Genomic DNA, 12,242 nt, shown 5'->3' on the forward strand with positions numbered 1-12,242 from the left:
CCGGGGTTACCCCCTCTCGCGGATGCCCTGGCCCGGCAGGCGCTCGCGGTCGTGGGGGCGCTCCAGATCCAGCAGCGGGCCGTGGGGCACGATGCGGGTGGGGTTGATGTTGTCGTGGCTGTAGTAGTAGTGGCGCTTGATGTGGTCGAAGTCCACCGTCTCCGCGATGCCAGGCCACTGGTAGAGCTCACGCACGTAGTTGGAGAGGTTCGGGTAGTCCTCGATGCGCCGGAGGTTGCACTTGAAGTGGCCGTGGTAGACGGCGTCGAAGCGGATCAGGGTGGTGAACAGGCGGACATCGGCCTCGGTGAACCACTCACCGGACAGGTAGCGATGCTCCGCCAGGCGTGCCTCCATGCGGTCAAGTGCCTCGAACAGCGCCACCACGTGCTTCTCGTAGACTTTCTGCTCAGTGGCGAATCCCGACTTGTAGACGCCGTTGTTGATGTGCTCGTAGACGTCGTCGTTGACCGCATCGATGGTTTCGCGCAGGTCCTCGGGGTAGAAGTCCATGCGATTGCCGGTCAGCCCATCGAAGGCGCCGTTGAACATCCGCAGCAGCTCGGCCGACTCATTGTTGACGATGCGCCCCTGGGACTTGTCCCACAGGGCCGGCACCGTCACGCGCCCGGTGTAGTGGGAATCGGTCAAGGTATAGAGCTGGTGATGGAAGTCGACGCCGTTGATCGGGTCGCCGCTGGCGCCCTCGGCCACGTTGTAGGTCCAGCCTTCGTCGAGCATCAGCGGGCTGACATGGGACAGGCCAACGAGCTCCTCCAGCCCTTTGAGCTTGCGCAAGATCATGCCGCGGTGGGCCCAGGGGCAGGCCAGCGAGACATAGAGGTGATAGCGCCCTGCCTCGGCGGGCAGGCCCGGCTGGCCATCCGGACCTTCGCCGCCATCGCGAGTGATCCAGTCGCGCAACTGGGCGGATTCGCGCACGAACTCGCCGCCGTGCTTGTCGGTGTCATACCACTGGTCGTGCCACTTGCCGTCGATCAACAGGCCCATGGAATTTCTCCTTTGCTGGCGGCGGGACGCCGCCGGTTGGATAATTCACATCATCTTAGTGCGAAATCATCGACGCTTCAGCGCTTATTCTGAGCTCAATCTTTCGATAAAATTGGACATTCTTCGGGCGCACTGCCGCTTGCCTCCCTCAGCAGCACCTCGGCCATGGCCCGGGTGGCGGGGCCGGCACGGTCGCGGTCGCGGTGGATGAGCTGCACCGGGATCTCGCGCACGCCGCCGGCGGAGAGGGCCAAAGGCTTGAGCCGGCCCGCCGCCAGCGCGTCCTGGATGCGTGTCTCGGGCAGCCAGGCGAAACCCAGGCCGCGTTCCAGCATGTCGATGGAGGTCTCCAGGTGGCTCACGGTCCAGCGCTGCTCGGCCTTGAGCCAGCCGGCATCCATGGACTGGCGCAGCGCCGAGTCGCGCACCACCAGCTGGCGGTGCTGCACCAGATCGCGCAGGTCGAGGGCGCGCTCCAGGTGATGCAGGGGGTGATCGGGGTGGGCCACCGCCACGAAGCGCACCGTGACCAGCGGCTCACCCAGGAAGCCCTGGGCCGAGAGGCCGGAGATCACCAGGTCGGCGCTACCGTCGTAGAGCATTTCGATGCCGCCGTTGAGCACCGTCTCGTGGAGCTGGACCCGCACATAGGGATAAGCCTCGGAGAAGTCATCCAGGGCGCGGGCCAGGGCATCGGAAGGGAAGACCTGGTCCACGGCCAGCACCACTTCCGCCTCCAGCCCCTCGGCGAGCCGGCCGGCCACATCCTCCAGGGCGGCGGCACTCTCGATCAGCTGGCGGGCACGGCGCAACAGCAGCTCGCCGGCCTCGGTCAGGCGCACCTGCCGGCCGACGGGTTCCAGCACCTGCACACCGAGCAACTCCTCAAGCTTGTGCACCGCATGGTTGAGGGTGGAGGGGCTCTTGTGGATCGCCTCGGCGGCGCGGGCAAAGCCGCCGTGGTCGACCACCGCGGCCAGCATCTGCCATTGGGCGAGGGTGACGCGTGACATTTCGAACTCCTCGAATGAATGAAGCGAAACATTGCGCTTAAGTTTCGAAAAAATCGGCCTACAATGCCAGGCAAGAGTTCATGATGCATTTGTCACGCCCCGGAGGCTCCTGCCATGACGACACTTTCGCTTCGCCAGGTCGATCACCTGCAATCCAGCCAGCCCAGCCAGGACGGCGACGGCGTCAAGATCAAGCGGATCCATGATTTCGGCGGTGGCCTTGATCCCTTCCTGATGCTGGACGAGCTCGGCTCCGATCGGCCGAACGACTACATCGGCGGCTTTCCGCCCCACCCCCACCGCGGCATCCAGACCCTCACCTACGTACTCCACGGCGGCCTGACCCATGAGGACCATCTGGGTCACTCGAGCACGATCAATGCCGGCGACGCTCAGTGGATGCACACCGGGCGCGGTATTATCCATTCCGAGATGCCGCTCACCGACAGCCATGGCCTGCACGCCTTCCAGCTGTGGCTGAACCTGGCCGCCAGCGAGAAGATGAGCCCGGCAGACTATCGCGATGTGCGCGGCGGCGAGATGCCTCGCCTTGCCGGCGGCGGTGCCGAGCTGGTCGCCCTGGGCGGTCGCTGGAACCGTGACGACGGCGAGACCGCCGAGGGACCGCTCGATGCCCTGGCCGGCAACGGCAACGTGGCTCACGTGCGTCTCGAAGCGGGTGGCGAGCTGACGCTGCACACCGACGCCCCTACCCTGCTGGCCTATGTGTTCGAGGGGAAGTTGGCGGTGGGCGATGCCCTGGTGCCGGCGGGCCATCTTGCACGGCTGAGTGCGGGCGACCACCTGGCGCTGGCCAGCGCCACGGGAGGCCAGGCCCTGCTGCTGGCGGGCACGCCCCATGAGGAGCCCGTCGCCCACTACGGGCCCTTCGTGATGAACAGCCACGCGGAGCTCGAGCAGGCGTTGCGGGACTATCGCGACGGCACCCTCACCGACTGAGCCCGACTTCCGCGCCATGGGTCTTCCGTGCCCTGGGGTTGATTTCCTGAGTCTCCCGGGATTTAATAACACTTGGTAACAAATGGCCTTCATCTTGTCTCCCGCACGGCAAAAATTCCGGCGCGGGAGGTTTACTGTGAATATGTACAGGATAGGCAGGTCAAACTGCATGGGTTATGGTTCACGTGCCCTTTTATGTCTTTTCCATTATTCACTGGCCATTACCTATGTTGCGAATCCTTCATTCGCTGCCCCGCACGCACAAGTTGTTGCTGTTACCGGTTGCCACCATGGTTACCGTGCTGGGCGCACAGAAAATCGTCACTACCTACCAGGATGTCCAGCGCGAACACCACACGCTCGACACCGTGATCGTCCCCCTCGAGATGGATGCCAGCCCTGGCCTCCCCTCGCTCAGTTTCCAGCGCAGCCCCCTTGGGGATGCCATCGAGATCGCCAGCCAGGCGCTGGACGCCACTCGCCATCACCTCCCCCTGACAAAGCTCGCCGATAGCAAGGCCCTCGATCTTGACCTGATCGACAGCGCCTCGGCCGACGGCGACCTGCCCCTGGCGCTCACTCGGCCAGCCACCAGCCAGCCTGGGGCCGACGCCGCCGAAGAGGTGCTTGTCGGCCCCAGGCTCGACCAGGGCGCCATTCATATGGCGGTGGTGGTGGGCACCCTAGGCAGCGGCATGCTCGACCATGACGGTACCCTGATGGCCGATGCCACCTCCTATGAGCCCGTGCCGGATGAGGAGCTCGGGTTGTTCGAGGAGGGCCCCGTGATCCTCGAAAAGGAGATCGCCGCCACCAAGCCCTTCGTACCGGAGTGGCAGACCTACACCGTCAAGCAGGGCGATACCTTCGCGGTGATGGCCCAGAACCGCCTCGGTATGGGCTACAGCGACGTGATGCGGCTGCTCGACGAGCTGCCCGACAAGAATGCCCTGGCCCGCTGGCGGGCCGGCAACAGCTTCGACTACCAGCTCGACGAGGACGGCAAGCTGCTGACCCTGCGCATGATGCGCAACGCCCGCGACGGTTTCCTGGTGGAGCGCGAGGAACACGGCTTCGAGGTCGCCACCATCGAGCGCACCGGCGAGGCCTCCCAGCGTTTGTTTGCCGGCACCGTCAGCGGCAGCTTCACGCGCTCGGCGCAGGCCACCGGCCTCTCCAGCGTGGAGATCAGCGAGCTCTCCCGCGTGCTGGGCAAGAAACTCGACTTCCGCCGCGACACCCGTCGCGGCGATCGTTTCCAGGTGCTTGTGGAATCCGACATCATCGACGGCTCGAGCTTCGATCCGCGGGTGCTGGCCGTGCAGTACGAGGGGGAGCGCCTCGACCTGACCCTGGTGCGCAACGGCAGCGACAGCAACTTCTACACCCCCGATGGCGAAAGCCTCGACCCGGCCTTCAACCGCTACCCCTTCGAGGGCAGCTATCGGCTGAGCTCCGGCTTCAACCCGCGCCGCACCCACCCGGTCACCGGCCGCGTGAGCCCCCATCGCGGCACCGACTTCGCCATGCCCATCGGCACGCCGGTCGTGGCGCCGGCGGATGGCCGCGTGGAGAAGGTGGCCAACCACCCGACGGCCGGCCGCTATGTCGTGATTCGTCACGACAACGGCTACCAGACCCGCTACCTGCACCTCTCCCGCCCGCTGGTCAGCCGCGGTGATCGCGTGACCATGGGCGAGCGCATCGCGCTCTCCGGCAACACTGGCCGCAGCACCGGCCCGCACCTGCACTATGAGATCCTGGTGAACAACAGCCAGGTCAATGCGATGACCGTGTCCCTGCCCGAGAACAAGAGCCTCTCGGGCGACAACCTGGTGGCCTTCAAGCGCCAGGCCGAACCGCTGCTGGCTGCCCTGCAGAGCGGCGACACCGGCACGGTGGTGGCAAGCCGTCGAGGCGACGACGACGAGGGCTGAACCATCGTCTGACACCACCCAGCCCAGCGCCCCGCCTGACAGCGGGGCGCTGCGGTTAGGGCCCCTGCCAAGTCGCTGCTGACCTTCTCTCCAGGCACGGAGACACCGCTTGTCCTCGCCCCATATGCGCCACACCCAACCCGCTGCCCCGCCCGCGAACCGCCTGGCGGCCTTCTTCGGCGTCTTTCGCTACAGCCGCCGCGCGCTGGCCCTGGTCTGGCAGACCTCGCGGCCACTCACCGTGGGCCTGGCGCTGTGCACCCTGGTGGCGGGTGTGCTACCGGCAGTGGCGGCCTGGATCGGCCAGCTGATCGTCGACGCCGTGGTGGCGGCCATGGCCTACCACCGTGAGACCGGCGCCGCCCTCACCCTCGAGAGCACCTGGCCCGTGCTGCGCTATGTGCTGGCCGAGGCAGGGGTGATCGCCGCCATCGCCATGGCTCAGCGTGGCCTCTCGGCCCAGCAGTCACTGCTGCGTGCCCTGCTCGGCCAGAAGGTCAACGTGATGATCCTCGAGAAGGCCGGCACCCTGAGCCTGGCCCAGTTCGAGGACTCCGAGTTCTACGACAAGCTGACCCGCGCCCGCCGCGAGGCGTCGATCCGCCCGCTGGGGCTGGTCAACAAGACCTTCGGGCTCGCCCAGAATGGCATCTCGCTGATCAGCTTCGGGGTGCTGCTGGTGCAGTTCTCCCCCTGGGCCCTGCTGATCCTGGCCGTGGGCGCGCTGCCGGTCTTCCTCTCCGAGGCCAAGTTCTCCGGCGACGCCTTCCGGCTGTTCCGCTGGCGCTCTCCCCAGACCCGCATGCAGATGTACCTGGAGACGGTGCTGGCCCGAGAGGACAGCATCAAGGAGGTCAAGCTGTTCGGCCTGGAGCCGCTGCTGCTTGCGCGCTACCGGAAGATCTTCGACACCCTCTACGGCGAGGATCGCCGCCTGACGATTCGCCGCGAGAGCTGGGGCTTCGGCCTCGGGCTGCTCGGCACCCTGGCCTTCTACGTCGCCTATGCCTGGGTGGTGGTGGAAACCATCTCCGGCGGCCTGACCCTGGGCGAGATGACCATGTACCTGATGGTCTTCAAGCAGGGCCAGGCGGCGCTCTCGGCGAGCCTGACCTCGGTGAGCGGGATGTACGAGGACAACCTCTACCTCTCGAACCTCTACGAGTACCTGGAGCAGCCGGTGGCGGCCCAGGCCGGCACCCTGACCCAGGGCGCTCGCCCCGGCGATGGCATTCGCTTCGAGAATGTCGGCTTCACCTATCCCGGCGCCGAGACGCCGGCCCTCTTTGGCATCTCGCTGCACCTGCCCCCCGGCGAGAGCCTGGCACTGGTGGGCGCCAACGGCTCCGGCAAGACCACCCTGATCAAGCTGCTCACCCGGCTCTACGAACCCGGCGAGGGGCGTATCCTGCTCGACGGCAGCGACCTGCGCGAGTGGGACGTGCAGGCCCTGCGCCGACGAATCGGAGTGATCTTCCAGGACTTCGTGCGCTACCAGCTCAAGGTGGGCGAGAACCTGGGCGCCGGCGACGTGGCGGCCTTTGACGACGAGGCGCGCTGGCAGGAAGCGGCGCGGCGCGGCCTGGCCGATGACTTCATCGCCTCGATGCCCGGCGGCTACCACACCCAGCTGGGACGCTGGTTCAAGGGGGGCCAGGAACTCTCCGGCGGCCAGTGGCAGAAGATTGCCCTGTCCCGGGCTTACATGCGTGAGAGCGCCGACATCCTGGTGCTCGACGAACCCACCGCGGCCATGGACGCCGCCGCCGAAGCGGCGGTATTCGCCGACTTCCGCAAGCACAGCCACAACAAGATGACCATGCTGATCTCCCACCGCTTCTCCACGGTGCGCGCCGCCGACCAGATACTCGTCATCGACGGCGGCGAGATCCTCGAGCAGGGCAACCACGAGAGCCTGATGGCCGCCAACGGCCGCTATGCCCGGTTGTTCCGGCTGCAGGCGAAGGGGTATGAGTAGCGCCCGTCACGAGCTCATCAAAGCGCCAGCGGGCGATTGAGCGCCCGCAGCAGGTCGCCGTCGCGCTCGTAGATATCCGGGCGGAACACCAGTTGGCCATCCTCACCCGGGTGCACCGTCCAGTAGTGCAGGATCACTGGCATGGGGATGGCGAGCGGCACGTTGCGGGTCTGGCCGCTGGCGGTCAGCGCCCGCATGTTCTGGTCAGATCCGGTATCGTCGATCAGCAGCTGGGCGAACTCCAGCACGCCCTGCACGCGGATGCAGCCGGAGCTGAAGGCGCGCTGTTCCCGGGCGAATAGCCCCTGGGCCGGGGTGTCGTGCAGGTAAACCAGGTGGTCATTGGGGAAGCGGATCACTACCTGCCCCAGGGCATTATGTGGGCCCGGATCCTGGCGGATCATCACGTTGCCCGGGTTCCACCAGTCGATCTGCCACGGATCGAGCCGCTGCCCCGAGGGGCTGAGCACCCGCATGTTCTGGCGCTGGAGGTAGCTCGGGTCGCGGCGGATCGCCGGCAGCACGTCCTCGCGCAGGATGGTGGGGGGTACCGTCCAGGTGGGGTTGACGGTCATGTGGGTGATCTCGGAGCGCAGCGATGGGGTGCGTCGATAGGGTTGACCCACCACGATGCGCGAACGCCAGATCTCGCCGTTGGGGCGAAAGTAGCTGAGCCGGTAGCCGGCGATATCCACCAGCACGAAGGCCTCCGGCAGGCCGTTCAGCAGCCAGCGGGTACGCTCCAGATTGAGACGGATCTGATCGATGCGCGCCGCTACCGGCACGTTCAGGGCCGTGCGGGTCTGGGGCCCGACGATGCCATCCGCCTCCAGCAGATGGCGCCGCTGGAAGCGCTTCACCGCTGCCTCCAGAGGAGCATCGAAGCGCCGCGGATCGGGGGTCTCGAGCTCGGCACCCGGGAAGGCGCCAGGGTAGGCGGCCATCACCTCGAGCTCGCCTTCCATGGCCAGCCGCTCCCGAAGCCGGCCGACCGCCTCATCCACGTCGCCCTGACGCAGCACGCGCGGCTCCTCGGGGAGCATCGGCCAGCCTCCCACTCGCTCGATGTTGCGGTAGCGGGCCAGGCCGCTGCGCAGCCGCTCGTAGGGGGCATAGGCGGGGCGTGCCTCGCCGAAGACCTGCTCGAAGCGCTGGCCGTCCACGGCCCGGGAAATGCTCTCGAGATCGAGCTGCGCCGGCGCCACCGGGATCTCCCACTGGGGATCGACTCGGCGCGGGTCGAGCCGGCCACGCTGCAGGTGGCGCAGGGCGGTCAGCAGCAGCGTCGAGGTCTGCAGGTCGAAGCGCGCCTGCTCGGCCATCGCGGCACCCGCCTCGTGAAGTTGCCGATGCTCGGCCACCAGGCGGTCGGCCCGATAGTCGCGCGGGTCCAGGCCATCGCCCTCGAGGGTCTGAAGGGCTTCGGCGAAGGCCGCCACCTGCTGGTGCTCCGCCCAGGCCAGGCGATGATCACGGGCCGCGTAGAACCTGCCCAGTTCGGCATCTTCCTCGACCAACAGGCGGGCGATTTCCGCCTCCAGGCTGCCAAGCGAGACTTCGCGCGGCTGCTCAGCGCTGGCCGAGACGGATACCATCAGCGCCACGATGGCGAGGATGGCGACAAATGACCGCATGTTCGATTCCTTTATCGTTTAAGGCTAAATTGGCTTTCCTTGGCTCTCTCTCCATACTAGCCCCATGCGCGGGGACACAGGGAAGCAGGCCCCGCCTCACCTTTCCTGGCACCCGGCCAGTTACCGACTCTCAAGGTACCGTCTTCATGACCCGATCACTGCTCCCGTTTTCCCTGCTTGCCGGCTGCGCGTTGCTCGCTTCCGGTCAGGCTCATGCCGATACCCTCCTCGCCCAGGCTCTGCATTCCGAGGCACTCCACGGCCAGACCCTGAATCAGCGACTCACCCGCCTGGCACCCGGGGCCGACCCTCAGGTGCTGTCGCTGGCCGCCAATGCCCTGGCCTGTGCCGACCCGCACGCCGAGCGCCTGGCGGTCATCGACTACTCGCTGCCCTCCACCGAGCCGCGCCTGTGGGTCTTCGACCTGAACCGCGACGAGCTGATGTTCGAGGAACTGGTCTCCCACGGGCGCGGCTCCGGCGACGCCATGGCCACCACCTTCTCGAACATTCCGGAGAGCTACCAGTCGAGCCTGGGGCTGTTTCGCACCATGAACACCTACTACGGGCGCAACGGCTACTCGCTGCGCCTGGAGGGGCTCGAGAACGGTATCAACCACCTGGCCTACCAGCGCGCCATCGTCATCCATGGCGCCGACTACGTGAGCGAATCCTTCATCGAGCAGACCGGCCGCCTGGGCCGCAGCCACGGCTGCCCGGCGGTGCGCCAGGACGTCACCTACCCGCTGATCGACAGCATCAAGGAGGAGCAGTACCTCTTCGTCTACTACCCGGACCCGGAGTGGCTCGAGGGCTCCGCCTACCTGGCCTGCGACCGCGACGACCAACAACTGGCAATGCGCTGAGGCGAGCGGTTTCGGTTGCGTCTGTCTGGCCGAGGGTTATGCTGATGCCTTGTGCAGCGCACCAACGCCAAGGACAGGACACCCATGACCGACACCAAACGTATCGACCTGGCGCTTCAGGGCGGCGGCTCCCACGGCGCCTTCACCTGGGGCGTGATGGACCGACTGCTGGAAGACCCTCGCATCGAGATCGAGGGGATCAGCGGCACCAGCGCCGGGGCCATGAACGGCGTGGTGATGGCCGACGCCCTGACCCGCGGCGACCGTGACACCGCCCGCCAGGCGCTGCACGACTTCTGGGAAGCGGTCAGCCGCGCCGGCAGGTCCAGCCCCATCCAGCGCTCCCCGCTGGACAAGCTCATGGGCAACTGGAGCCTCGACCACTCGCCGGGCTATATCGCCATGGACCTGATGAGCCGACTGGTCTCGCCCTATCAGCTCAACCCTTTCGACCTCAATCCGCTACGCGATATCGTCAGCGAGAGGGTCGATTTCGAGCGGGTCCGCTGCTGCCCGGACCTCAAGCTGTTCGTCACCGCCACCAACGTGCGCAGCGGCAAGCAGCGCATCTTCACCCGCGAGGAGATGAGCGTGGATGCGGTGATGGCCTCGGCCTGCCTGCCCACGGTGTTCAAGGCGGTGGAGATCGACGGCGAGGCCTACTGGGACGGTGGCTACATGGGCAACCCCTCGCTGATGCCGCTGATGGAACACTGCGGCTCCCGGGACATCGTGGTCGTGCAGATCAACCCCATCTACCGCGAAGAGCTGCCCACCAGCGCCGCGGCGATCATGAACCGTCTCAACGAGATCACCTTCAACGCCGCCCTGATCAAGGAGGTGCGCATGATCGCCTTGGTCCAGCGCCTGCTCGGGGACCATGGCGTGGACATCGGATGCTTCGAAGGCACCCTCTTCCACCGCATCGCCGGGGACGACACCCTGGGCAAGCTCTCGGTCTCGAGCAAGCTCAACTCCGAGTGGCCCTTCCTCTGCTATCTGCGCGACGAGGGTCGGCGCACCGCCGAAGCGTGGCTGGCCGAGAATTTCGAGGAGCTGGGCAGCCGCTCCACTCTCGACGTGGAGAGCGTATACCGGGATACGGAGTAGCGCTCCGCTTGCGTTGACGCTTCGCTAAGCGCTCACCTTGCCGAAGTACCGCGAGCCATACCATGCTCGGCGTTAGGCGGGAACGCACCCTGAGCCCCGCTCGCTGTCGAATGTTTCAGGATGAGACCACCGGAGGGAGTAGAAGCGCTGAACGACACCGTCAGCGGCTGTCACCTTCCTGACATCGCGCGCTGACAGTGTCGACATCGGGACGTCATAAACGACGTCCGCTCGAGACAATCAGGAGAGCTGCGCCGATGGTACGCATCGACAAGAAGGCCACCCGCCTCTACGTGCTGGACACCAACGTCCTGCTGCACGACCCCGCCTCCCTCTATCAGTTCGACGAGCACGAAGTGGTCATCCCCATGACCGTGCTCGAGGAGCTGGACAAGCACAAGAACGGCGTCCGCGAGATCGCCCGCACCGCCCGCCAGGTCAGCCGCACCCTGTCCGACCTCACCGCCAACGTCGACCTCGAGCAGATTCGCAGCGGCATCCCCATTCCGCGCCTGAGCGGCCCCCCGGGGCGCCTGCGCCTGCTCTGCTACACCGACCTGAAGTCCCTGGAGCCGCTCGAAGAGACCCCCGACAACCGTATCCTCGCCGAGACCTGCCGGCTTCGCCAGGAGCGGCCGGACGCCTCGGTAATCCTGATCACCAAGGACATCAACCTGCGGGTCAAGGCCGCCGCCCTGGGCGTGCCGGTGGAGGACTACCTCAACGATCGCGCCTTCGACGACAGCGACGCCATGCTGGAGGGGGTGCGGGTCTACCCGGACGCCGGCAGCGAGCTGTGGAATGGCTTGGCGCTTGACGTCAGCGTCGAACGCGAGGGTCATCGGGTGATCTATCACCTTGGCGGCGAGATCCCCGCGGAGTGGCATCCGGGCATGCTGGTGGCGGACAGCGACAACGAGGGCGGCTTCGAGGCCATCGTTCGCGAGGCGAGCGGCCAGCAGGCCCGCCTCGAGCTGCTCACCAACTACCGCCACGGAGCCAGCGTCTGGGGCGTGCATGCCCACGACTGCCGGCAGAACTTCACCCTCAACCTGCTGATGGACGACGACATCGACCTGGTCACCATCGCCGGCAGCGCCGGCACCGGCAAGACCTTCATGACCCTGGCCGCCGCCTTCCAGCAGACCCTCGACACCAAGCGGTTCGAGCGCATCGTCTTCACCCGGGCGCCGATCTCCATGAGCGAGGACATCGGCTTTCTACCCGGCACCGAGGAGGAGAAGATGTCGCCCTGGATGGGCGCCTTCCACGACAACATGGACAACCTGCTGCGCGACGAGAACGGAGAGTCCAGTTGGGACAACGGCGCCACCCGCCAGCTGCTCGGCGCCCGGGTGCAGATCCGCTCACCCGGCTTCATGCGCGGGCGTACCCTCAACGACACCTTCCTGATCATCGACGAGGCCCAGAACTTCACCCCCAAGCAGCTCAAGTCCCTGGTCACCCGGGCCGGGCGCAACACCAAGATCGTCTGCCTGGGCAACGTCGGTCAGATCGACACCCCCTACCTGACCGCCAACACCTGCGGCATGGCGGCGCTGGTCCAGCGCTTCCGGGACTGGCCCCACGGCGGCCATATCACCCTGAAGAGCGTCGAGCGCTCGCGCCTGGCCCTGGCCGGCGAGGAACTGCTGTAGCCATTGCCGCAGGGCCGACGCCACCCTGACACCCGCCTGACGCCCCCACCCGGGACTGACACAAGCACCCAGGGG

9 protein-coding genes are annotated in these 12,242 nt (G+C 66.5%); 6 read left to right on the forward strand and 3 right to left on the reverse strand.

Going from position 1 to position 12,242, the window contains the following annotated elements:
• Positions 1-6 precede the first annotated feature (6 nt).
• Together ACR80S_RS03455 and ACR80S_RS03460 are read right to left on the reverse strand one after the other, a co-directional pair.
• A complete protein-coding gene (locus tag ACR80S_RS03455; protein WP_435401740.1) occupies positions 7-1,011 on the reverse strand; it encodes a glutathione S-transferase family protein in 1,005 nt (334 codons plus the stop codon).
• A 95-nt stretch (positions 1,012-1,106) separates the two neighbouring features.
• Positions 1,107-2,024 (reverse strand): LysR family transcriptional regulator, encoded by a 918-nt coding sequence (locus ACR80S_RS03460; RefSeq protein WP_435401739.1) that lies wholly within the window; start codon positions 2,022-2,024, stop codon positions 1,107-1,109.
• Between the two features lie 114 nt (positions 2,025-2,138).
• On the opposite strand from ACR80S_RS03460, the gene ACR80S_RS03465 reads away from it, so the two are divergent.
• The 3 genes from ACR80S_RS03465 (at position 2,139) to ACR80S_RS03475 (ending at position 6,899) form a co-directional block, all read left to right on the forward strand.
• Positions 2,139-2,984 carry a pirin family protein gene (locus ACR80S_RS03465; protein WP_435401738.1) on the forward strand — a complete coding sequence of 282 codons (846 nt, stop codon included), beginning with the start codon at positions 2,139-2,141 and terminating at the stop codon, positions 2,982-2,984.
• 227 nt (positions 2,985-3,211) lie between these two features.
• The gene (locus tag ACR80S_RS03470) at positions 3,212-4,921 is read left to right on the forward strand and encodes a peptidoglycan DD-metalloendopeptidase family protein (protein WP_435401737.1); all 1,710 of its coding nucleotides are present in this window, start codon (positions 3,212-3,214) and stop codon (positions 4,919-4,921) included.
• A gap of 124 nt (positions 4,922-5,045) precedes the next feature.
• Positions 5,046-6,899, forward strand: coding sequence for an ABC transporter ATP-binding protein (locus ACR80S_RS03475; RefSeq protein WP_435402753.1), 1,854 nt, complete (start codon positions 5,046-5,048; stop codon positions 6,897-6,899).
• Between the two features lie 17 nt (positions 6,900-6,916).
• Here ACR80S_RS03475 and ACR80S_RS03480 read toward each other — a convergent pair whose 3' ends face one another.
• The gene (locus ACR80S_RS03480; protein ID WP_435402573.1) at positions 6,917-8,533 is read right to left on the reverse strand and encodes a L,D-transpeptidase family protein; all 1,617 of its coding nucleotides are present in this window, start codon (positions 8,531-8,533) and stop codon (positions 6,917-6,919) included.
• Between the two features lie 146 nt (positions 8,534-8,679).
• Between ACR80S_RS03480 and ACR80S_RS03485 the strand changes: the two genes are divergently transcribed.
• The 3 genes from ACR80S_RS03485 (at position 8,680) to ACR80S_RS03495 (ending at position 12,167) form a co-directional block, all read left to right on the forward strand.
• The gene (locus ACR80S_RS03485; RefSeq protein WP_435401735.1) at positions 8,680-9,399 is read left to right on the forward strand and encodes a murein L,D-transpeptidase catalytic domain family protein; all 720 of its coding nucleotides are present in this window, start codon (positions 8,680-8,682) and stop codon (positions 9,397-9,399) included.
• 84 nt (positions 9,400-9,483) lie between these two features.
• A complete protein-coding gene (locus ACR80S_RS03490; RefSeq protein ID WP_435402574.1) occupies positions 9,484-10,509 on the forward strand; it encodes a patatin-like phospholipase family protein in 1,026 nt (341 codons plus the stop codon).
• Between the two features lie 257 nt (positions 10,510-10,766).
• Entirely contained in the window at positions 10,767-12,167 is a 1,401-nt protein-coding gene (locus ACR80S_RS03495) for a PhoH family protein (RefSeq protein WP_435402575.1), read from the forward strand.
• Positions 12,168-12,242: the final 75 nt, after the last annotated feature.

This window comes from Halomonas salsilacus (assembly GCF_051216275.1).
Lineage (GTDB): Bacteria > Pseudomonadota > Gammaproteobacteria > Pseudomonadales > Halomonadaceae > Halomonas.

Coding starts and splice junctions, on each gene's coding strand:
- ACR80S_RS03455 (WP_435401740.1), bottom strand. CDS start 1,011: ATGGGCCTGTTGATCGACGGCAAGTGGCACGACCAGTGGTATGACACC.
- ACR80S_RS03460 (WP_435401739.1), bottom strand. CDS start 2,024: ATGTCACGCGTCACCCTCGCCCAATGGCAGATGCTGGCCGCGGTGGTC.
- ACR80S_RS03465 (WP_435401738.1), top strand. CDS start 2,139: ATGACGACACTTTCGCTTCGCCAGGTCGATCACCTGCAATCCAGCCAG.
- ACR80S_RS03470 (WP_435401737.1), top strand. CDS start 3,212: ATGTTGCGAATCCTTCATTCGCTGCCCCGCACGCACAAGTTGTTGCTG.
- ACR80S_RS03475 (WP_435402753.1), top strand. CDS start 5,046: ATGCGCCACACCCAACCCGCTGCCCCGCCCGCGAACCGCCTGGCGGCC.
- ACR80S_RS03480 (WP_435402573.1), bottom strand. CDS start 8,533: ATGCGGTCATTTGTCGCCATCCTCGCCATCGTGGCGCTGATGGTATCC.
- ACR80S_RS03485 (WP_435401735.1), top strand. CDS start 8,680: ATGACCCGATCACTGCTCCCGTTTTCCCTGCTTGCCGGCTGCGCGTTG.
- ACR80S_RS03490 (WP_435402574.1), top strand. CDS start 9,484: ATGACCGACACCAAACGTATCGACCTGGCGCTTCAGGGCGGCGGCTCC.
- ACR80S_RS03495 (WP_435402575.1), top strand. CDS start 10,767: ATGGTACGCATCGACAAGAAGGCCACCCGCCTCTACGTGCTGGACACC.